Annotated in this window: 19 protein-coding genes, 1 other RNA gene and 1 pseudogene; 7 read left to right on the top strand and 14 right to left on the bottom strand. The window is 55.4% G+C overall.

What is annotated here, in order from left to right:
* Positions 1 to 263: pseudogene (locus tag CTZ24_RS12475) on the top strand (IS4 family transposase); the annotation flags it as partial.
* Positions 264 to 360: 97 nt separating this feature from the next.
* Here the strand turns inward: CTZ24_RS12475 and ubiI are convergent.
* The 4 genes from ubiI to CTZ24_RS12455 are packed head-to-tail and all read right to left on the bottom strand — an operon-like array spanning position 361 to position 4,714.
* The gene (gene ubiI / locus CTZ24_RS12470; protein ID WP_208723678.1) at positions 361 to 1,563 is read right to left on the bottom strand and encodes an FAD-dependent 2-octaprenylphenol hydroxylase; all 1,203 of its coding nucleotides are present in this window, start codon (positions 1,561 to 1,563) and stop codon (positions 361 to 363) included.
* 20 nt (positions 1,564 to 1,583) lie between these two features.
* A complete protein-coding gene (ubiH, locus tag CTZ24_RS12465; protein ID WP_208723677.1) occupies positions 1,584 to 2,762 on the bottom strand; it encodes a 2-octaprenyl-6-methoxyphenyl hydroxylase in 1,179 nt (392 codons plus the stop codon).
* Positions 2,759 to 4,081, bottom strand: coding sequence for a Xaa-Pro aminopeptidase (pepP, locus tag CTZ24_RS12460; RefSeq protein WP_208723676.1), 1,323 nt, complete (start codon positions 4,079 to 4,081; stop codon positions 2,759 to 2,761). Before pepP ends, ubiH begins: the two co-directional genes overlap by 4 nt.
* Positions 4,082 to 4,132: 51 nt before the next feature.
* Entirely contained in the window at positions 4,133 to 4,714 is a 582-nt protein-coding gene (locus CTZ24_RS12455; protein ID WP_013510337.1) for a YecA/YgfB family protein, read from the bottom strand.
* A 170-nt stretch (positions 4,715 to 4,884) separates the two neighbouring features.
* Between CTZ24_RS12455 and zapA the strand changes: the two genes are divergently transcribed.
* From zapA to CTZ24_RS12440, 3 genes are all read left to right on the top strand, one after another.
* Positions 4,885 to 5,214 carry a cell division protein ZapA gene (gene zapA / locus CTZ24_RS12450; RefSeq protein ID WP_013510338.1) on the top strand — a complete coding sequence of 110 codons (330 nt, stop codon included), beginning with the start codon at positions 4,885 to 4,887 and terminating at the stop codon, positions 5,212 to 5,214.
* Positions 5,215 to 5,253: 39 nt separating this feature from the next.
* A non-coding RNA gene (gene ssrS, locus CTZ24_RS12445) (6S RNA) lies at positions 5,254 to 5,437 on the top strand.
* 76 nt (positions 5,438 to 5,513) lie between these two features.
* Positions 5,514 to 6,104, top strand: coding sequence for a 5-formyltetrahydrofolate cyclo-ligase (locus CTZ24_RS12440; protein ID WP_021184630.1), 591 nt, complete (start codon positions 5,514 to 5,516; stop codon positions 6,102 to 6,104).
* A 58-nt stretch (positions 6,105 to 6,162) separates the two neighbouring features.
* Here the strand turns inward: CTZ24_RS12440 and serA are convergent, their stop codons facing one another.
* On the bottom strand, positions 6,163 to 7,401 hold the full coding sequence (gene serA, locus CTZ24_RS12435; RefSeq protein WP_208723675.1) for a phosphoglycerate dehydrogenase: 1,239 nt from the start codon (positions 7,399 to 7,401) through the stop codon (positions 6,163 to 6,165).
* A 279-nt stretch (positions 7,402 to 7,680) separates the two neighbouring features.
* Positions 7,681 to 8,340 (bottom strand): ribose-5-phosphate isomerase RpiA, encoded by a 660-nt coding sequence (rpiA, locus tag CTZ24_RS12430; RefSeq protein ID WP_021184632.1) that lies wholly within the window; start codon positions 8,338 to 8,340, stop codon positions 7,681 to 7,683.
* A 159-nt stretch (positions 8,341 to 8,499) separates the two neighbouring features.
* Between rpiA and CTZ24_RS12425 the strand changes: the two genes are divergently transcribed.
* Positions 8,500 to 9,405, top strand: a complete 906-nt coding sequence (locus tag CTZ24_RS12425) for a LysR family transcriptional regulator ArgP (RefSeq protein ID WP_013510342.1) — start codon at positions 8,500 to 8,502, stop codon at positions 9,403 to 9,405.
* A 74-nt stretch (positions 9,406 to 9,479) separates the two neighbouring features.
* On the opposite strand, the gene CTZ24_RS12420 is transcribed toward CTZ24_RS12425, so the two are convergent.
* Positions 9,480 to 10,208, bottom strand: coding sequence for an oxidative stress defense protein (locus CTZ24_RS12420; protein WP_208723674.1), 729 nt, complete (start codon positions 10,206 to 10,208; stop codon positions 9,480 to 9,482).
* 218 nt (positions 10,209 to 10,426) lie between these two features.
* Between CTZ24_RS12420 and CTZ24_RS12415 the strand changes: the two genes are divergently transcribed.
* On the top strand, positions 10,427 to 11,734 hold the full coding sequence (locus tag CTZ24_RS12415; RefSeq protein WP_208723673.1) for an MFS transporter: 1,308 nt from the start codon (positions 10,427 to 10,429) through the stop codon (positions 11,732 to 11,734).
* Here the strand turns inward: CTZ24_RS12415 and CTZ24_RS12410 are convergent.
* On the bottom strand, positions 11,721 to 12,419 hold the full coding sequence (locus tag CTZ24_RS12410; RefSeq protein ID WP_021184636.1) for an IclR family transcriptional regulator: 699 nt from the start codon (positions 12,417 to 12,419) through the stop codon (positions 11,721 to 11,723). The genes CTZ24_RS12415 and CTZ24_RS12410 overlap by 14 nt on opposite strands.
* A 59-nt stretch (positions 12,420 to 12,478) precedes the next feature.
* Between CTZ24_RS12410 and CTZ24_RS12405 the strand changes: the two genes are divergently transcribed.
* The gene (locus tag CTZ24_RS12405; protein WP_208725550.1) at positions 12,479 to 14,755 is read left to right on the top strand and encodes an FAD-dependent oxidoreductase; all 2,277 of its coding nucleotides are present in this window, start codon (positions 12,479 to 12,481) and stop codon (positions 14,753 to 14,755) included.
* Here CTZ24_RS12405 and argO read toward each other — a convergent pair.
* The 6 genes from argO to CTZ24_RS12375 all read right to left on the bottom strand — a co-directional run.
* Positions 14,734 to 15,357, bottom strand: coding sequence for an arginine exporter ArgO (argO, locus tag CTZ24_RS12400; RefSeq protein ID WP_208723672.1), 624 nt, complete (start codon positions 15,355 to 15,357; stop codon positions 14,734 to 14,736). The two genes, CTZ24_RS12405 and argO, sit on opposite strands and share 22 nt — an antisense overlap.
* A gap of 184 nt (positions 15,358 to 15,541) precedes the next feature.
* Positions 15,542 to 16,417, bottom strand: coding sequence for a small-conductance mechanosensitive channel MscS (mscS, locus tag CTZ24_RS12395; protein ID WP_021184639.1), 876 nt, complete (start codon positions 16,415 to 16,417; stop codon positions 15,542 to 15,544).
* A 188-nt stretch (positions 16,418 to 16,605) separates the two neighbouring features.
* Positions 16,606 to 17,685: a class II fructose-bisphosphate aldolase gene (gene fbaA / locus CTZ24_RS12390; RefSeq protein WP_021184640.1), complete on the bottom strand. Its 1,080-nt coding sequence runs from the start codon at positions 17,683 to 17,685 to the stop codon at positions 16,606 to 16,608.
* A 113-nt stretch (positions 17,686 to 17,798) separates the two neighbouring features.
* Positions 17,799 to 18,962 (bottom strand): phosphoglycerate kinase, encoded by a 1,164-nt coding sequence (gene pgk / locus CTZ24_RS12385; RefSeq protein ID WP_021184641.1) that lies wholly within the window; start codon positions 18,960 to 18,962, stop codon positions 17,799 to 17,801.
* 51 nt (positions 18,963 to 19,013) lie between these two features.
* Positions 19,014 to 20,033 carry an erythrose-4-phosphate dehydrogenase gene (epd, locus tag CTZ24_RS12380; RefSeq protein ID WP_208723671.1) on the bottom strand — a complete coding sequence of 340 codons (1,020 nt, stop codon included), beginning with the start codon at positions 20,031 to 20,033 and terminating at the stop codon, positions 19,014 to 19,016.
* Between the two features lie 372 nt (positions 20,034 to 20,405).
* The coding region (locus tag CTZ24_RS12375; protein WP_302474891.1) for a transketolase-like TK C-terminal-containing protein at positions 20,406 to 20,703 on the bottom strand (298 nt) is incomplete at its 5' end.

Below are 20,703 nucleotides of genomic sequence, written 5' to 3'. Positions count from 1 at the left end.
ACAATCTCCTGCGCTTTATGATGGCGCAGATGGCTTACAGCCTGAAGAATGTGGAACCTTATCAGATGGGCTTTAAGCAGGCCGCGCTTTATCTGACGGGCCAGCTAAGCATCCTGCCCGCCGTAGCACCGGGAAAAATCCCGCGAATAATAAATGAAATAATGGAGATGGCAGGAAGCTTCGTGCTTCCGAAGCGAAGGCAGAGGCATTATCCACGGGCGGTAAAAAAGAGGCCGAAACGCTATGCGTTCCGGCATGACTGAGGCTTAACTGACAAGCATTACGCGATTTATCGCGCGGGTTTTACCGGCATCGCGAACGGATTCGCGCGATAAATCGCGCCGCTACAGGAAGGGGAGATTAGCGCAGCCAGGCGGGGATATCATTCAGCCCCATGGCCTGCTTGAGCATCATCGGTTTGATGCCTGGCAAGGTATCGGCCAGTTTCAACCCGACATCACGCAGCAATTTCTTGGCCGGATTGCTGCCCGCAAATAATTCACGGAAGCCCTGCATACCCGCCAGCATTAACGCAGCACTGTGCTTGCGACTGCGTTCATAACGGCGCAGATAGAGATGCTGACCAATATCCTTGCCCTGACTGTGCAGGCGGCGGATTTCACCGATCAACTCCGCCGCATCCATAAAGCCGAGATTGACACCCTGGCCTGCCAATGGGTGGATGGTGTGCGCGGCATCGCCGACCAGCGCCAGTCGGTGCGCAGCAAAGTTACGTGCATAGCGCGCCATCAGCGGGAAGGTTTTACGTTCGCTCTCGACCTGGCACAGACCCAGGCGCATATCGAACGCGACGGAAAGCTGTTGATTAAACAGCGCTTCGGGCATCGCCTGCAAACGGCTGGCTTCCTGCGGCGACAACGACCAGACAATGGAGCTGAGATGCGGGTCCTGCATCGGCAAAAATGCCAGAATGCCGTCGCCGTGGAACACCTGGCGCGCCACCGCATCATGCGGCAGATCGGTGCGGATATTTGCCACCAGCGCGTGATGATCATAATCCCAGAAAGTGATAGGAATATCGGCCTTATCACGCAACCACGAGTTGGCACCGTCAGCGGCAATCAATAAACGCGCGCTCATCATGCTGCCGTCCTGGAGCGTGATAAAGGCTTCGTTGTCGCCAAACGCCACCTGCTGCAACTGCGCCGGAGCCAGCAAGGTGATATCGCTGCACTGGCTGGCACGTTGCCACAGCGCGCTGTGAATCACCGGATTTTCAATAATATGGCCGAGATGTGCGAGGCCCTGCTGCTCATCATCGAAACTGATGCTGCCAAAGCTGTCCTGATCCCACACTTCCATGCCGTGATACGCGCTGGCGCGCAGAGCCAGAATCGTTGACCAGACATCCAGTTTTTGCAGCAGGCGTTCGCTGGCGGCATTGATTGCCGAGACGCGAACGGATGGCGCAGCTGCCGGATCAAACTGCGGTTCTGCGGCCTTCTCCAGCACCGCGACGCGTAATCCGCTGCCTTGCAGCCCACAGGCGACGGCCAGTCCGACCATGCCACCACCAGCGATAGCCACATCAAAAGTTTGCATTGCTGCCCCTTAATTCATGCTTAACGTTTTACCCAGCCGAGCGTACGCGCGGCAAGGGGGTTTCGCAGCCACGGCAGGTGGTCCATCGCCACCAGCCCAAAATTTCGTCCTGCCACTAGCGGAGCATAACGGTTGGCGAACAACCGCACCAGACCATCGGTGACGCCAATGGTGGCGGCACGGTCCGGTTGGCGTCGTGCGGCAAAATGATGCAGCACCGCATAACTGCCAGGGTCCTGACGCTGGCGCCAGGCGCTGGCGAGATTTTCCGCCAGCGACATCACATCACGCAGGCCGAGGTTAAAGCCCTGCCCGGCAATGGGATGCAGCGTTTGCGCCGCATTGCCAACCAGCGCCAGACGATGCGCCACCTGGCGTTCAGCCGTTTGCAACGCCAGCGGGTAGATTTCGCGCTGACCGGTATGGGTGAAGCGCCCGAGACGCCAGCCAAAGGCCTGTTGCAACTCACGCAGGAAAGTCGCGTCATCCCACTGCATCAGGGCTTCTCGGTCATCCAGCGGATGACACCATACCAGTGACATGCGATTGCCCGACATCGGTAACAGCGCCAGTGGGCCATGTTCGGTAAAACGCTCAAAGGCGCGCCCCTGATGTGGCAACTGCGTGGTGACATTGGCAATCACCGCCAATTGCTGATAATCCTCACGCTGCCAGTTAATGCCGCAGGAGGCAGCCAGCGGTGAACGCGAACCGTCAGCCGCCACCAACAAAGCACCGTCCAGTTGCTCGCCGCTATCGAGCGTGACCTGCACGTTATCAGCGCTGCGTGACACCGCTGTGACCTGCGCCGGGCAACGTAACGTTACACCCGGCGCCTGTTTCAGACGCTGGAACAGCCGTTGTCCAACATCGAACAACTCCACCACCTGCCCCAACGCCGGGAGCTGATAATCCGCCGCCTGCATCGAGACAAACCCAGTGTGGCCACGGTCAGAAACGTGCACCTGGGTGATTGGCGTGCCGCAATCCTGCAATGAACGCCACAGATCGATCTCCGCCAGTTGCTGGCAAGTGCCGGCTGCCAGCGCGATGGCACGGCCGTCATACCCCGGATGCGCACGGCTGTCCGGCTCACTGCGCTCTATCAGCGTTACCGGCAGTTTTCCCTGAGTGAGATGGGATAACGCCAGTGCCAGAGTGGCACCGGTCATGCCGCCGCCTGCAATCAGAATGCTCATGCCTGTCGTGCCGCCGCCATTAAGGCTTCAATCGCATCAGCATCCTTCACTACGCTGTCGGTCAGATTCTCGTTGCCGTCTTCGGTGATGACGATGTCATCTTCGATACGAATACCGATTCCGCGATATTGCGGAGGCACCCTGGCGTCTGGTGCGATATACAGACCAGGCTCAATGGTCAGAACCATGCCGGGTTCGAGGATGCGGTCGCGGCTTGGTGTGCCGTAGTGACCGACATCATGTACATCCAGCCCCAGCCAATGGCTCAAACCGTGCATAAAAAATTCACGATGGGCCTGCTCGGCCAGCAGGGCATCCACTTCGCCTTCCATCACCCCCAGTTCCACCAGGCCGGTGACCATGATACGCACCACTTCTTCGTTCACGTCATGGATGCTCACGCCCGGACGGAAGAGTTCCAGCGCTTTGTACAGTGACGCCAGCACGATGTCGTAAATGGCACGCTGAGGGGCGGTGAACTTGCCGTTAACCGGGAAGGTTCGCGTGATATCGCCCGCGTAGCCCTGGAATTCGCAACCTGCGTCAATCAGTACCAAATCACCATCGCGCATCTCGCACTCATTTTCGGTGTAGTGCAGGATGCAGCCGTTTTCACCCGCTCCGACAATGGTGTTGTAGGAGGGAAAACGTGCGCCGTGACGATTGAACTCATGCTGGATTTCACCTTCAAGCTGATATTCAAACATCCCCGGACGACAGACCTGCATGGCGCGGGTATGGGCCAGCGCGCTGATTTCCCCGGCACGACGCAGGATGGCGATCTCTTCGGGTCCTTTGAACAGGCGCATATCATGCACCCACGGACGCCAGTCGGTGAGGGTATCTGGCGCGCTCAGGTTCTGACGGAAGCCACGACGCAGTTTTTCCAGCGCACTGAACACCAGTTTGTCGGCTTCGGCATACAACCCCTGGGCGTGATACACCACATCCAGACCGTTTAACAGTTGATGCAGTTGTTCGCCAATATCGTCCCACGGCAATGCCCGGTCCACGCCGAGTTTCGCCGGTGCCGCATCCTGGCCCAGACGACGGCCAAACCAGATTTCGGCGGTCAGATCACGCACGCGGTTGAACAACACGCTGTGGTTGTGCGTCTCGTCGCTTTTAATCAACACCAGCAACGCCTGCGGCTCGTTAAAACCGGTGAAATACCAGAAATCGCTGTTCTGACGGAAGGGATACTCGCTGTCGTTACTGCGCGTCACTTCCGGCGCAGCAAAAATCAATGCGGCACTACCGGGCGCCATACGGGCAATCAGCGCCTGACGACGTTGCTGGAAAGTTTCCAGTGTAATCATGTTTGCACTCCCTGTTGAAAAGCGGGCACGGCAGTACCCGGAATGACGCGCTTAGTGTAGCGTGGGCTTCTGTACTTCAGGTGCTGTCGGCGGTCGCGGCTGGGTGAAGGTGTCGTGACACAGCAGCGCGGCAACGCGCACATACTCAATCACCTCTTCGAGTGATTGCTCAAGCTCTTCCTGATCTTCATCTTCGTCGTAGCCCAGTTGAGCGATGGTGCGCAGGTCATCAATCGCTTCTCCGGTTTCGCCGGTGACCTTGTCCAGTTTCGGCTGAGTCACACCCAGTCCCAGCAGGAAATGGTTGACCCATCCCGCCAGCGCATCGGCACGGTCAAATACCGTGATGTCATCGTCGTCAGGCAACATCAGTTGAAACAGGAAACCCTCTTCATCCAGAGTGTTGGTCAGGCTTTCATGGAGCGCCTGCAACGGCTGCGACAGGCTTTGTGAAAAGGCCATGCCTTCGTTGGTGAGGTCGTGCACCAGCGTCTTCCAACTGTTATCCTGGTTACCGCCGCACAGGATGCCGCAAATCAGGCCGTGCATTTCGGCGGGTGTCATTCCCACGCCCTGCTGGGAAAGCGCCGCTGCCAGCGCGTTGTAAGTGGGCGTTGCGTTCTGTAAAGACATAAGCTTTGGTCGTCGTTGGCAGAATAAGTTCGTGTTATGCTACCACCAGGTGCCTCAGGGTTTCCAGAAAAGGGGTTGTAACTTCTCACCCAGGTCTATATAGTTGCGCTCCTCCCAAGCCATTGACTGCTAAGGGAGATGCGGGCGAAGTAATCAGTCAGGAAGGTGGCATGTCTGCACAACCGGTAGATATTCAGATTTTTGGTCGTTCGTTGAGAGTGAATTGTCCGCCTGAACAGCAAGATGCGCTGAATGCGGCAGCTGAGGACCTCAATCAACGGTTGCAAGATTTAAAAGTTCGCACTAGAGTCACAAATACAGAGCAACTGGTGTTCATCGCCGCGTTAAACATCTGCCACGAATTGGCACAAGAGAAAGGTAAGACGCGCGACTACGCAGCCAATATGGAACAACGTATTCGTATGCTGCAACAGACCATTGAACAAGCATTAGTTGAGCAAGGTCGCATAACTGATCGCCAGGGCACAAAGTTTGAATAACACTTCATGGTTATCGTGATACAGTAACGGTGAAGTAAATTTTCTCTGAGATGTTTGCATGCGGGCCAGTCCCCTGAGCCGATATTTCATTACCACAGAATGTGGCGCTCCGTAACTTGTGAGCATGCTCGGTCCGTCCGAGAAGCCTGATAGTTGCGACGACACATTCACCTTGAACCAAGGGTTCAAGGGTTACAGCCTGCGGCGGCATCTCGGAGATCTCCTCTTAGTTCCACTTCTGTTATCCCCCGGTACGCATGATATAGTGGCTGGCAACAGCCGACTTTGCCGGGGATATCATGTCTGAACCCTCATTTCGTGACCGACAAGACATTCGTCAACATGTGCGTCATCTGCGCCGCAACCTCACGGCTGAACAGCAGGAACAAGCCGCCGATTTGCTGGCAGAGCATGCGATAAATTTTGCGCCCATCAGCAATGCCGAACGTATTGCGTTGTTCTTGTCCGTTGATGGGGAGTTGAATACTCGCCCACTCATCGCCAAGCTCTGGCAACAGAAAAAACAGGTTTTCCTGCCGGTGCTGCACCCTTTCGCCCCCGGAAATTTACTGTTCCTGCGCTACACACCCGACACGCCACTCAGCCCGAATAAATTAAGCATCCCGGAACCGCCGCTGGATATCACCCAAATGGTCACCCTTGATCAGCTGGACGTGGTGATGGTGCCATTAGTCGCGTTCGACCAAAGCGGGCAGCGATTGGGTATGGGAGGCGGTTTTTACGATCGCACGCTACAAAACTGGCAGCAGCATGGTTTTCTACCGGTGGGGATTGCGCATGACTGTCAGCATGTTGAAACGCTGCCAGTAGCGACCTGGGATGTGCCGTTGCCGGTGGTGATTACACCGTCGAAATTGTGGCAGTGGTAACCGGGTTATTGCGCGATAAATCGCGCCGCTACGATAGCTGTAGCAGCGCGATGTTAAATCAGTACAGCAAGCGCGCGCGAATGGTGCCCGGAATCGCCTTCATCAGTTGCAGCGCTTTATCCGCCACATCCTGCTGTGCATCGATATCGATCACCACGTAGCCCATCAGCGGCGAGGTTTGCAGATACTGGGCGGCAATGTTGATGCCCTGCTCGGCAAAAATCTGGTTGATGGCGGTCAGTACACCCGGACGGTTTTCGTGGATGTGCAACAGGCGACTGGCGCTGGCGGCATGCATCGGCAACGACACTTCCGGGAAGTTAACGGCAGACAGGGTTGAACCGTTGTCAGAATACTTCGCCAACTTGCCAGAGACTTCCAGACCGATGTTTTCCTGCGCTTCCTGCGTCGAACCACCGATATGTGGCGTCAGAATCACATTATCAAATTCACACAGCGGTGAATTGAACGGATCGCTGTTGGTCGCCGGCTCCACCGGGAACACGTCAATCGCCGCACCCGCCAGATGTTTGTTGGACAAGGCATCGCACAGCGCCGGAATATCAATCACCGTACCGCGTGCGGCGTTAATCAGCAGCGCACCTGGCTTCATCAGCGCCAGTTCAGCGGCACTGATCATATTCTGCGTTGATGGGGTTTCCGGTACGTGCAGGCTGACCACATCACTCATGTTGAGCAGGTCAGACAGGTGACGCACCTGTGTGGCGTTGCCCAGCGGCAGTTTGTTCTCGATATCGTAGAAAAACACATGCATGCCAAGGCTTTCCGCCAGCACACCGAGCTGCATACCGATGTGGCCATAGCCGATGATACCCAGCTTCTTGCCACGAGCTTCATAGGAACCCGCTGCAATTTTATTCCAGATACCGCGGTGCGCTTTGGCGTTCGCTTCCGGGATGCCACGCAGCATCAGCAGCATTTCACCAATCACCAGTTCGGCAACCGAACGGGTGTTGGAGAACGGGGCGTTAAACACCGGCACGCCACGTTTTGCTGCTGCATTCAGGTCAACCTGGTTGGTGCCGATACAGAAGCAGCCAACCGCAACCAGTTTTTCAGCCGCAGCGAAAATCTCTTCGGTCAGTTGGGTACGGGAACGGATACCAATGAAGTGTGCGTCACGAACGGAGGACTTCAGAGTCTCCGCATCCAGTGCACCTTTGTGGAATTCGATGTTGGTGTAACCTGCTGCGCGCAGGTTATCCAGCGCACTCTGATGGACACCTTCCACCAGCAGGAACTTAATCTTGTCTTTTTCCAGTGATAACTCTGCCATTTCCCGACCCTATTCAGAATTCAACGAGGGCTGCCATAAGCCAGCCTTCTGTCAAAATATCAAAAAATTCGTTTGCAGCAAGACAATCGATTGCCTCGACCTCAGCACGCGTCAGCGCTACGGCAGCACAATGCCGTACAAAATCGGGATATGCGTACAGAGCGAAGAATGAACCTGCTGTTGATGACTGTTTTGTGACATAAGTCACCGAATTTCAGCATACGAAGAAAAGATGTTTTGCGTATGGAAATAAGCGGCGCTGCAACAGCGCCGGACAGATCATTTGGTAATGGTTTTTACGCCATCAGCAGTGCCGATCAGCGCAACATCAGCGCCGCGAGCTGCAAAAAGCCCTACCGTCACCACACCAGGCAGCGCATTGATGGCTTTTTCCAGCGCGATCGGATCGAGGATGCGTAGATTATGCACGTCGAGAATAATGTTGCCGTTATCGGTCACCACGTTCTGACGATATTCTGGCAGGCCGCCCAATTTCACCAGTTCACGCGCCACATAGGAACGCGCCATCGGGATCACTTCAACCGGCAGCGGAAAGTGGCCCAGTACATCCACTTCTTTCGAGGCATCGGCAATACAGATAAATTTCTCAGCCACAGCGGAGACAATTTTCTCACGCGTCAGCGCCGCGCCGCCGCCTTTAATCATCTGCATCTGCGGATTGATCTCATCAGCACCGTCGACATATACCGAGAGCGAATCCACTTCATTGAGATCAAACACATGAATGCCGAGGGATTTCAGTTTCTGCGTTGAGGCTTCCGAGCTGGAAACTGCGCCCTCAATTTGATGCTTAATCGAACCTAACGCATCAATAAAATGAGCAGCGGTCGAACCGGTGCCAACGCCAACAATGGTGCCCGGCTGCACATATTGCAGTGCTGCCCAACCTACCGCTTTTTTCAGTTCATCCTGGGTCATGGTATGTTTAAAACCTGTGCGACAACGAGGTGCGCGTAGTATAAAACAAGGCGGCGTAAAAAAGCGCGGCTGTTAAAGGCTTTGTAACTCAGTGCACAAAAACCATCTTTTGATTTTTTGTGGCATAGTACCCTCCATCCTGAACGAGAGAGAACAACAATGAAACGCCCGGATTATCGAACGCTTCAGGCGCTGGATGCTGTGATTCGTGAACGCGGCTTTGAGCGCGCCGCGCAAAAACTTTGTATTACGCAGTCTGCGGTGTCGCAGCGTATTAAACAGCTGGAAAATTTATTCGGTCAGCCGCTGCTGGTGCGTACCGTACCGCCGCGCCCGACGGAACAGGGGCAGAAGCTGCTGGCGTTGTTGCATCAGGTGGAGCTGCTGGAAGAGGAGTGGCTGGGTGATGAAAACGGTGGCACCACGCCGCTGTTGTTGTCACTGGCGGTCAACGCCGACAGTCTGGCAACCTGGCTGCTGCCCGCATTGAAAGATGTGCTGGCCGATTCCCCGGTGCGCCTCAACATTCAGGTCGAAGACGAAACCCGTACTCAGGAGCGCTTGCGTCGTGGTGAAGTAGTGGGTGCGGTGAGTATTCAGCCACAACCCTTACCGAGCTGTCTGGTTGATCAACTGGGTGCGTTAGATTATCTGTTTGTAGCTTCACCCGAGTTTGCCAATCGCTACTTCCCGAATGGCGTGACACGTTCGGCGCTGCTGAAAGCCCCGGCCATTGCCTTTGATCATCTCGATGATATGCATCAGGCGTTTCTGCAACAGAATTTCGATCTGTCGCCGGGTAGCGTACCCTGCCATATCGTTAACTCGTCGGAAGCCTTCGTCCAGCTGGCTCGTCAGGGGTCGACCTGCTGTATGATCCCGCATTTGCAGATTGAACGTGAACTGGCGAATGGTGAGTTGGTGGATTTGACGCCCGGCTTGTACCAGCGCCGGATGCTGTACTGGCATCGCTTTGCCCCGGAAAGCCGTCTGATGCGCCGCGTCACCGATGCATTAATTGCCCACGGCCACCGCGTATTGCGTCAGGATGATTTAGCGGCCTGACAGCAGCACGAATTCGTAGCGGCGCGAGTTATCACGCACAGGATTGAGCGATAAATCGCGCCGCTACGGAAACATTACGGTGTATTCGGTTTGATATCGAATACCACATCCACCTGATCGTCAAAGTGAATGGTCTGCTGCTCGTAGGTTTGCTGCGCTGAGGTATCCGCCTCTGATGCCGCCGCTTTGAACATGCGTGCCATCGGCATCGGCTGATAGTTGGCTACGTGATAGCGGATGCTATACACCGGACCGAGTTTCGCATTGAAACCTTCCGCCAGTGCTGATGCCTGCTGAGTTGCATTGGCGATAGCCGCTTTACGCGCCTGATCCTTATAGGTCTGCGGATTTGCCACGCCGAGATCGACAGCACGAATCTCGTTCAACCCGGTTTTCAACGCCCCATCCAGCAGTTCATTCAGCTTCTCCAGCTGACGCAGCGTCACCTGTACCTGGCGTACTGCGCGGTAGCCTTTCAGTACCGACTTCCCCTCTTTGGTGTAATCGTACTCCGGCTGGGTGCTGAGGTTAGCAGCATCGATATCTTTCTTCTCGATGCCATTTTTTTGCAGAAAATCAAAATATTGTGCAACACGGCTATCGGCCTGCTTTTTCGCATCCGCCGCGTCTTTCGATGAAACATTCACCACAATCGAGAGCGTAGCAATATCCGGACGTGCCTCGACACTTGCCTGCCCTGAAGTCACCACATGCGGCCCATTCGGCAGCTCGTCGGCCTGAACCATCGCAGGCAATGCGCCCGCGCTCATTACGGCGGCCAGCGCCAGTGCTTTGAGTTTCACGAAAGTCCTCCTTGAAGATTCAATTCTGAGGTCGCCACTATGGCGAAGCCTGCTACACATTACCATGCGTGATGGTCTGAGTTTTGATTCAACGAAAAGTTCGGGCACTCTGCTGTTTTATCGTCTCCGCGATCACAAAATAATCACCCTGTATTCGCTGAATTTGCCTACCAGTGTTTCTATTAAAGAGACACTCTGACCTCCGGGAGCGTTCCACGATGACAGAGCAACCGATAGCCCAACCCCACGTTTGTGTCCGTGCCGGGCGCACACGCTTTCTGATGCTTGGCCTGGTGTTTATCAACATCATTATTAATTACATGGACCGTACCAACCTGTCGGTCGCCGCCACGACAATGGCCGGTGAATTACGCTTCACGCCGCTGGAGATGGGGTTAATTTTCTCTGCCTTTGGCTGGATTTATGCCGCCTTACAGATCCCCGGCGGTTTCCTGATCGATCGTCTGGGCGCGCGGCTGGTGTATGGCGTCGGGCTGTTTGTCTGGTCGATGGTGACGGCGCTACACGCCTTTGCCGGTAGCTTTCTCGCGCTGTTTGGCCTGCGTCTGGGCGTCGGTGCCTTTGAAGCCCCGGTGATGCCCGCCAACAACCGGGTGATCTCCAGTTGGTTCCCGGAACAGGAGCGCGCCAGCGCCATCGGTATTTACTCTTCGGCGCAGTTTGTCGGTTTAGCCTGCATGACCCCGCTGCTGTTTCATGTGCAGGATGCGTTTGGCTGGCGCGGCTTGTTTCTGATTACCGGTGTCGCAGGCATGATTTGGGCGCTGGTGTGGTATGTCCTCTACCGCGAACCAGGCGATCACAAAGGGGTTTCCCAGGCGGAACTGAATTATCTGCGCAGCAATGGCGCGCTACTGGGTGACCGCCAGAGCGCTCAACCACCACGCGCGCGCTGGCAGGATCTGGCGCAGATGTTCCGCAGTCGCAAGCTGGTTGGCATCTACATTGGTCAGTTCACCATTTCGGCTACCTTCTGGTTCTTCCTCACCTGGTTCCCGACCTACCTGGTGGAATATCGTCATATGGCGTTTATTAAGAGCGGCTATGTGGCGTCACTGCCCTACTTCGCCGCCTTTTGCGGCGTGCTACTGGCGGGCTTTGCCTCGGACCGCATGATACGTCGGGGCGTTTCGGCCAGTGTTGCTCGCAAACTACCGGTAATCCTCGGATTATCGCTGACCTTATTTATTCTCGGGGCCAATTACACGGACAACTCCGCGCTGATCATCCTGTTTATGTCTGTCGCCTTCTTTGGCAACGGCCTCGCGACCATTACCTGGGTGTTTGTTACCGCGCTGGCACCGCGCCATTTAATCGGGCTGGCCGGTGGCGTATTTAACTTCACCGGCGCGCTCTCCTCCATTGTGGTGCCGATCGCCATTGGCGCATTAATCGATGGCGACAATTTCGCGCCAGCGCTGGCGTTTATCGCCATGCTGGCCGCTATCGGCATCGCCAGTTACGTGTTTATCGTCGGGAAAATCGACCATGTTAGCGCGCAATGATCATGCGCTGCGCCAGCGCCTGCAACTGCGCCAGACGCTGCTGGAGATGTGCCTCATCCGCCTGCCAGATTTTGGCGAACGCCAGGGCCGCGCGATTGTTATTAATCGGCAGTGCCATGCTGATTTCGCCATCGTCACGATGCCAGATGAGGGTGTCCTGCGTGCGTTTACGCGCCAGCAGCGGGGCAATCTGCGCCCATTGATCGTCGGTGAAACGTGGCCGCAAGGCTTCATCGCTCTCCGCCGCCAACAGCGATACGCCGATCACCGACTGCCAGGCGGGCAACATATGGTAGCCCGCCAGCGCCTGGCTGGTGCTGGTACGCTCGCCCGGTTCCGAGTGCCAGATATAGATCACCTGGTCCTCCCACAGCACGCCCAGCGCCACCACGATATCGCGTGGCGCATTGGCTTCCAGTTGTGGCAGCGCCTGGGCAAACAGCGACGATCCGCGAATCGCCTGTGCTGCCAGCGCATGTACCCCAGGTCCGGGCAGATAGCGGCGATGCTCATCCTGCATCGTCAGACCAATCGAGGCCATGGTCATCAGCAGGCGGTTAACCCGCGTGCTGTTCATCCCCATCTGGCGCGCCAGTTCGCGACAGCCAACGGCTTTATCACTGGAAACCAGATATTGCAGGCAGCGAATACCGTCAATCAGGCTTTGATTGGGTTGAGAAGACATACATCACCCTGTGGCGGTCAAAAATTTAATCTTAGCGTCAGAGTTACAGGAATGAAATGATGCAAATTTTCTCCTCTCAGGATAGCCGCCAATTTCCCCTGCAACCTTTGCAAGCGGATGTGTTGGTGGCCGGTGGTGGTTTGGCCGGTGTCTGCGCCGCGCTGGCCGCAGCGCGTGATGGCGTGACAGTGGTGCTGATTCAGGATCGCCCGGTGCTGGGCGGCAATGCCTCCAGCGAAGTTCGTCTGTGGGCCAACGGTGCCACCTCGCACATGGGTAACAATAATCGCTGGGCGCGCGAAGGTGGCATCATGGGCGAGATCATGGAGGAGAACCTGTGGCGCAACAAAGAAGGCAACCCGGTGTTGTTTGATCTGGTGCTGCTGGATCTCGTCCAGGCACAGCCCGGCCTGACGCTGCTGCTGAACACCACAGTGACCGGGATAGAAAAATCAGGTCGCCAGTTACAGGCTGTGCATGCCTTTAACGCCATCAACCAGACGCGCTATCACGTTAGCGCCCGACAATTTATCGATGCCAGTGGGGACGGGGTATTGGGCTATCTGGCAGGTGCCGCGCATCGGGTCGGTGCGGAATCGGTAGAGGAATTCGGTGAGAAAATGGCTCCCGGCGAGCATTTTGGCCACAAACTCGGTCACTCTATCTACTTCTACACCAAACGCAGCGCTGAGCCTGTGCGTTTTATCCCGCCAGGCTTTGCCCTGAAGGATATCCAGGCCATTCCACGCTATAAACGCCTGACCTCTGAACTGAACGGTTGCGACTTGTGGTGGCTGGAATGGGGAGGACGGCTCGACACGGTGCATGAGAGCGAAACCATCAAATGGGAGCTGTGGAAAATCGTCTGGGGCGTGTGGGATTATATCAAGAATTCCGGCGAGTTTCCCGATGCGGAAAACCTGACTATCGAATGGGTCGGCCTGATCCCCGGCAAACGTGAAAGCCGCCGCTTTCTCGGTGACACGCTGCTATGTCAGCAGGATATCGTGGAACAGCACGATCATTATGATGCCGTGGCCTATGGCGGTTGGTCGATTGACCTGCATCCCGCTGATGGCGTCTACAGCGAACATGATGGCTGCCGCCAGTTTCACAGCAAAGGCACCTACACCATCCCATTCCGCGCCTTGTACAGCCGGTCGCTGGATAACCTGCTGCTGACCGGCAGGTTGATCTCCGCCACCCATGTGGCGTTCGGTAGCGCACGCGTGATGTGTACCTGCGGCGTACTCGGTGAGGTGGTGGGACGTGCAGCGGCGATCTGCCAGCAGCAGCATCTCACCCCAGGCGAGCTGTCCACTCCTGAACGAATCGGACAGCTTCAGCAGCATCTGCTGCGCCAGGGCGCTTACATTCCGCGCCAGCGGCTGTTTAGCCCGTCCGGCGCAGTGAAGGTACACGTCAGCAGCACGCTTCAGCTCAGTTCCCTGCCTGCTGATGGTGGCTGGCAGCCCCTGAAATCACGTTGCGCGCTGCTGCTGCCCTTGAAAGCCGGAGAACGTTTGCCCGCACTGAAGGTGTCGATGCGGGCGGCTGCACAACAGTCGCTACAGGTGTCGCTGCTGACCAGTGAAAACCCGGCCAATACCTGTGGCGACCGTCATCTGGCCAGTCAGACGATCTGCGTCAACGATCAAGGGGAATACCGGCTGGATTTTGCCTGGCACGCCGACTGCGATCGTTACCTGATGATTGCCTTTGCCGAGAATCCGGCGATTGAGATCGCCCTGACCAACCAGCGGCTGCCGGGCATCATGATGGTGTTTAACAGCCTGAATCCACGGGTGGCAAAACGCACTCGCCAGATTAATGATGGCGATTATGGTGTCGATGAATTTGATTTCTGGCTACCACGCCGCGCACCACACCAGGTTCTCATCGCCTTCTCCCTTGAGGCTCCGTTGCAACTGTGGCATCGCGACGCGCTACTGAACGGTAAGCTGCGCCCGGAAAGTCATACTAACTGTTGGGTTCCGGCATCAGACGACAGTGCGCCGGTGGTGAGCTGGCAATGGTCACAGCCCCAGCAGGCCAGCCAACTCACCCTGTTGTTTGATAATGATTTTGACCATGCAATGGAGACGGTGCAGATGGGGCATGCGCAGGCCGTAACGCCGCATTGCACCACCCATTACCGCGTATGGCTGGATGAGATGTTGCTGGCTGAGGTGAACGATAACCATCATTCACTCTGCCATCATGCATTGCCGCAGGGCGTGAGTTTTCGGCAAATACGCCTTGAACTGCTTGCCACGGCGGGCGCTCTGCCCGCACTTTACGGTTTGCATCTGCATCACCAGTTGGCGATACCCTGACGCGCCAGCTGGGAAGCAATCACCCACATCACCGTGCCTACCAGCAAATTGATAATACGTTGCGCACGCACGGTGCGCAGTCGGGGCGATAACCATGCGGCCATCAGCGCCAGACCAAAGAACCAGATGATCGAGGCGCTGACGCTGCCGAGGGCAAACCAACGGCGTGCGGCTTCAGACGGCAACTGACCACCGAGACTCCCCAACACCACAAAGGTATCGATATAAACATGGGGGTTGAGCCAGGTTACCGCCAATAGGGTGGCGATAATGCGCCAGCGTCCCTGCTTTATCATCTCTGCCGATGCCAGCGAGACATCCCCCTGCCAGGCATTGCGCAATGCACCCCAGCCATACCAGCTCAGAAAGACCACGCCGGTCCAGGTGATAAGCATCAGCAGCACTGGCGACTGATTAAGCAAAGCGCTGCCGCCGAAGATACCGCCACAAATCAAAGCAATGTCACTCAGGGTGCAGAGTGCCGCCGTCATCAAATGATAATGGCGTTTTATGCCCTGGTTCATCACGAAGGCGTTTTGCGGCCCTAACGGCAGAATGAGCGAAGCCCCAAGAGCAAGCCCTTGTAAATAAACAGATAACACGGAAATTTTTCCATCAACATGGGTGATGGCGTGAAGTATAAAGGCGTGAAATTATTAGAGGAAATGGAAAAAATTAATGGGTCATTAGTAAAAGCGATTACGTAGCGGCGCGATTTATCGCGCAATTCCGTGCGCGGTGTCGGAAAAACCCGCGCGATAAATCGCGCCGCTACGCTTGAGAGGATTACTCGGTGCGTTCAGCCACCGCTGCCTCGTTTTTCACCGGATGGAAATGTACATCCATCTGCGGATAAGGGATGCCGATCCCATGCGCGTCCAGCGTACGCTTGTAGTTTTTCAGCAGGTCCCAGTAGACGTTTTGCAGGTCGCTGCTCTTGCTCCAGCAACGCACAACGAAGTTGAGCGACGAGGCAGCCAGTTCGTTCAGGCCAATCTGGATACCCAGGTCCTTCAGCACGCGCTCGTCCGCTTCGGTCACTTCTTTCAGTAAGCTGATAACCTGATCCACATCCGCATCATAGGCCACGCCGATAATAAATTCGTTACGGCGAATCGGTTCACGAGAGTAGTTAACGATATTACCGGCAATGATTTTGCCGTTCGGTACCACCACGATTTTGCCATCGGCGCTTTTCAGGGTGGTGGAGAAGATCTGCACGTTCTGTACGGTACCCGTCACGCCACCAAGATCAACGAACTCGCCGGTACGGAACGGACGGAAGGTCACCAGCAGCACGCCAGCTGCGAGGTTGGAGAGCGACCCCTGCAATGCCAGACCCACGGCCAGACCTGCGGCACCCAGAACGGCGATCACTGAGGCGGTCTGCACACCCACGCGTCCGAGCGCGGCGATAATGGTAAAGGCGATAATGCCGTAGCGCACCAGCGCTGACAGGAAATCTGCCACGGTAGCATCGATATGACGCGCCACCAGCACCCGATTGATGGCATTCGAAATGATGCGCGCCACAATCATCCCGATGATGATGATGGCAATCGCCGCCACAATATTGACGACATAGCTCAGGATCAGTTCCTGATTGCGTACCAGCCATCCACCCGCGTTGTTAATGCCGTCAACGACATTTAAATCTTCCATTTGTTAGCCCTGTTGTTGAGTTTCCCGCAGGAAAGAACAAAAACTGCCAGAATGAATCCGACACTCCCGCGTACAAGGGTAAACAATAATGGGGGCCAGCGCCAAAGATGGTCAGAATTTACTGAATAATCCGAAAATAATGCATAAAAAAAGGCCCTTTCGGGCCTTTTTTGTACTGTAAGGGAAAATTACAGTACGTCGATCGCGTTAAGCTCTTTGAACGCCTGTTCCAGGCGAACCACCATGGATGCCTGAGCAGAGCGCAGCCATACGCGCGGATCGTAGTATTTTTTGTTCGGGCTATCTACGCCGTTCGGGTTACCGAGCTGGCCTTGCAGATAGTCTTCGTTCTTTTTGTAGTACTGCAGGATACCGTCCCAGGTCGCCCATTGGGTGTCGGTATCGATGTTCATCTTGATCACGCCGTAGCTGATTGACTCTTCGATTTCCGCAGCAGAAGAACCGGAACCACCGTGGAATACGAAATCCAGCGAGTTGTGCGGCAGGTTGTGTTTCTTAGAAACATATTCCTGAGAATCACGCAGGATGGTCGGGGTCAGCTTAACGTTACCCGGCTTGTACACGCCGTGAACGTTACCGAAAGATGCCGCAATGGTGAAACGCGGGCTGATTTTGCTCAGTTCGGTGTACGCGTAATCCACGTCTTCCGGCTGGGTGTACAGGGCAGAAGCGTCCATGTGGCTGTTGTCCACACCATCTTCTTCGCCGCCAGTGCAGCCCAGTTCGATTTCCAGCGTCATACCCAGTTTCGCCATACGGGTCAGATATTTACTGGAGATCTCGATGTTTTCATGCAGTGACTCTTCAGACAGGTCAATCATGTGAGAAGAGAACAGCGGCTTACCGGTTTTGGCGAAGTGTGCTTCACCCGCGTCCAGCAGACCGTCGATCCACGGCAGCAGTTTTTTCGCGCAGTGGTCAGTGTGCAGGATAACCGGCACGCCATACAGCTCAGCCATCAGGTGCACATGGTGCGCACCGGCAATAGCACCGGCAATCGCCGCGCCCTGAGGTTTGTCGGTTTTGTAACCTTTACCCGCGATGAAAGCAGCACCACCATTGGAGAACTGAACGATGACCGGCGATTTCACTTTCGCTGCCGCTTCCAGTACTGCGTTGATGGAATCTGTGCCGACGCAGTTTACTGCTGGCAGGGCGAATTTGTTCTCTTTCGCCACTTTGAAGATTTTCTGAACGTCATCACCAGTGACAACGCCGGGTTTTACGAAATCAAAAATTTTAGACATGGTTGTGTCCTGTTTCGTTTACCGTTCATCCCCGAATCGAGGGGGACTGGATTTTATGCCCCATAGCGTCAGGGCAAGTCTTCAGGCGACGCCAAAGCGCCGCCCCCAAAAGATTACTGCTTCGCGCGCTCTTCCAGCATGGCTACGGCTGGCAGTTTTTTACCTTCCACGAATTCGAGGAATGCGCCGCCACCGGTAGAGATGTAGGAGATCTTGTCTTCGATACCGAACAGATCAATGGCTGCCAGGGTGTCACCACCGCCTGCGACAGAGAACGCTTCGCTGTCAGCGATCGCGTTAGCAACGATTTCGGTGCCTTTACGGAAGTTCGGGAACTCGAACACGCCAACCGGACCGTTCCACAGGATGGTTTTTGCGTCTTTCAGCAGTTTTGCCATTGCCTGTGCGGTTTCATCACCGAAGTCCATAATTTCTTCGTTATCCGCCACTTCGGAAACCTTTTTCACGGTTGCCGGTGCGGTTTCAGAGAATTCTGTGCCTACGCGGGAGTCGGTCGGAACCGGGATACCGTACTGGTCACGCAGACCTTTGGCCGCTTCCACGAAGTCTGGCTCGTACAGGGATTTACCGACGTTGTTGTCGATAGCCACGAAGGTGTTAGCGATACCACCGCCGACGATCACGGTGTCAGCGATTTTCACCAGCGATTGCAGCACGTCGAATTTGGTAGAGACTTTAGAACCACCGACAACCGCCACCAGCGGACGCTGCGGGTTGCTCATCACTTTGCCCAGCGCTTCCAGCTCAGCAGAGAGCAGCGGACCGGCACAGGCGATCGGTGCGAATTTACCTACGCCGTGAGTTGATGCCTGCGCACGGTGCGCAGTACCGAAGGCATCCATCACAAACACGTCGCACAGCGCGGCGTATTTTTTGGACAGCGCTTCGTCGTCTTTCTTCTCGCCTTTGTTGAAGCGTACGTTTTCCAACACCACCAGCTCACCCGCACCGACTTCAACGCCGTCGAGGTAATCTTTAGCCAGGGTAACTGTAGTGCCGTTCAGCTTGTCTTTCAGATAGTTAACAACCGGCAGCAGGGAGAACTCTTCGTTGTATTCACCTTCGGTCGGACGACCCAGGTGAGAGGTAACCATCACTTTCGCGCCCTGTTTCAACGCCGCTTCGATGGTGGGCAGAGAAGCACGGATACGTGCATCAGACGTCACTTTCCCTTCTTTCACTGGTACGTTGAGATCGGCACGGATCAGAACACGTTTTCCAGCAAGATCCAGATCGGTCATCTTAATTACAGACATGGTGAACCCTCTCGTTGATTCTCATAAGTTTTGCCAGACGCAGACCGCGTCTTACCTGAAACCGCTTGCGGCCATTGCTAACGTTGTGTCGAGCATGCGGTTAGCAAAGCCCCATTCGTTGTCACACCAAACCAGGGTTTTGATAAGGTGGTGACCGCTGACCCGCGTTTGCGTGCCATCCACAATGGCACTGTGCGGATCATGGTTAAAATCTACTGAGACTAACGGTAATTCCGTATAGTCAACTATACCACGAAATGCCCCTTCTGATGCGTTTTGCAGCAAGGCATTGACCTCACATGCCTTCACCGCCTGGCGTACCGAAACGCTCAAATCAATGGCCGTAACATTGATGGTTGGCACACGCACCGCGATAGCTTCGAAGCGATCGTTAAATTTCGGAAAAATGCGCGTTATACCCGCCGCCAGCCGCGTATCCACCGGAATGATCGATTGGCTGGCTGCACGGGTACGGCGGAGATCGCTGTGATAAGCGTCGATCACCTGTTGATCATGCATCGCCGAGTGGATGGTGGTCACGGTGCCTGACTCAATGCCAAAGGCGTCATCCAACAACTTTATCACCGGAATAATGCAGTTGGTGGTGCAGGATGCGTTGGAGACAATGCGGTCAGTTTGTTTAAGAGCCTGTTCGTTCACGCCGAACACTACGGTGGCATCCAGATCGTTACCGCCCGGATGCGAGAACAACACCTTCTTCGCGCCCGCCTGCAAATGGGCTTCGCCATCCGCACGGCTGCCGTAAACACCGGTACAATCCAGCACGATATCGACATTCAGCTCCTGCCACGGCAGGGTGGCGATATCGGCCTGATGCAGGATACGGATAGTATCGTCACCGACAAACAGCTGGTCGCGTTCCTGGCGCACGTCAAAGGCAAAACGTCCGTGGCTGGTATCGTACTTCAGCAGATGCGCCATACCGACGGCTTCCGCCAGTTCGTTAATCGCCACCACGGTGATTTCCGCTCTGCGGCCTGTTTCATACAACGCACGCAGCACATTACGCCCGATACGACCAAAACCATTTATAGCTATGCGAACGGTCATCTTTCCTTCAACCACACCTGAAAAAACGTGCCGATAGCCTGAGCGTTTCACACCCTTTTGTACAGGGAATTCTTGTCGACTGCCTGTGGTTGTCAGCGGGTTTCACGCCACAACTGAAACGGTTCAGCTAGGATAAAGCAAGGAAGGAATAACAGGAATGATTGTGATCAACTGCGCTGCTGATTATTGGATCTGCGTCACAAAATAAACCAATTTAAGATTATTACTGGAGGAATAATGAGGTAATGCTTGCCCGAATTCGTAGCGGCGCGATTTATCGCGCAATTCCGTGCGCGATGTCGGAAAACCCCGCGCGATAAATCGCGCCGCTACGGAAATCCAAACGGGCGGCCATCGGGCCGCCCAAAAGCATTACAGAATCGATTTCGCGGTTGCGACCACATTGGCAACGGTGAAACCAAACTCTTCGAACAGTTTCTCTGCCGGGGCTGATTCACCAAAGCGGGTCATACCGACGATTGCACCGTTCAGGCCGGTGTACTTGAACCAGTAATCGGCGATACCCGCTTCGATAGCCACACGCGCAGCCACTGCTTTCGGCAGGACAGATTCACGGTAAGCCGCATCCTGTTTGTCGAACGCATCGGTGGACGGCATGGAAACTACGCGCACTTTACGGCCTTCGGTGGTCAGCTGGTCGTAAGCACCG

It is taken from the genome of Pantoea phytobeneficialis, assembly GCF_009728735.1.
GTDB lineage: Bacteria > Pseudomonadota > Gammaproteobacteria > Enterobacterales > Enterobacteriaceae > Pantoea > Pantoea phytobeneficialis.
This window is presented reverse-complemented; position numbering and strand designations above follow the sequence as displayed.

Coding starts and splice junctions, on each gene's coding strand:
- ubiI (WP_208723678.1), bottom strand. CDS start 1,563: ATGCAAACTTTTGATGTGGCTATCGCTGGTGGTGGCATGGTCGGACTG.
- ubiH (WP_208723677.1), bottom strand. CDS start 2,762: ATGAGCATTCTGATTGCAGGCGGCGGCATGACCGGTGCCACTCTGGCA.
- pepP (WP_208723676.1), bottom strand. CDS start 4,081: ATGATTACACTGGAAACTTTCCAGCAACGTCGTCAGGCGCTGATTGCC.
- CTZ24_RS12455 (WP_013510337.1), bottom strand. CDS start 4,714: ATGTCTTTACAGAACGCAACGCCCACTTACAACGCGCTGGCAGCGGCG.
- zapA (WP_013510338.1), top strand. CDS start 4,885: ATGTCTGCACAACCGGTAGATATTCAGATTTTTGGTCGTTCGTTGAGA.
- CTZ24_RS12440 (WP_021184630.1), top strand. CDS start 5,514: ATGTCTGAACCCTCATTTCGTGACCGACAAGACATTCGTCAACATGTG.
- serA (WP_208723675.1), bottom strand. CDS start 7,401: ATGGCAGAGTTATCACTGGAAAAAGACAAGATTAAGTTCCTGCTGGTG.
- rpiA (WP_021184632.1), bottom strand. CDS start 8,340: ATGACCCAGGATGAACTGAAAAAAGCGGTAGGTTGGGCAGCACTGCAA.
- CTZ24_RS12425 (WP_013510342.1), top strand. CDS start 8,500: ATGAAACGCCCGGATTATCGAACGCTTCAGGCGCTGGATGCTGTGATT.
- CTZ24_RS12415 (WP_208723673.1), top strand. CDS start 10,427: ATGACAGAGCAACCGATAGCCCAACCCCACGTTTGTGTCCGTGCCGGG.
- CTZ24_RS12410 (WP_021184636.1), bottom strand. CDS start 12,419: ATGTCTTCTCAACCCAATCAAAGCCTGATTGACGGTATTCGCTGCCTG.
- CTZ24_RS12405 (WP_208725550.1), top strand. CDS start 12,479: ATGCAAATTTTCTCCTCTCAGGATAGCCGCCAATTTCCCCTGCAACCT.
- mscS (WP_021184639.1), bottom strand. CDS start 16,417: ATGGAAGATTTAAATGTCGTTGACGGCATTAACAACGCGGGTGGATGG.
- fbaA (WP_021184640.1), bottom strand. CDS start 17,685: ATGTCTAAAATTTTTGATTTCGTAAAACCCGGCGTTGTCACTGGTGAT.
- pgk (WP_021184641.1), bottom strand. CDS start 18,962: ATGTCTGTAATTAAGATGACCGATCTGGATCTTGCTGGAAAACGTGTT.
- epd (WP_208723671.1), bottom strand. CDS start 20,033: ATGACCGTTCGCATAGCTATAAATGGTTTTGGTCGTATCGGGCGTAAT.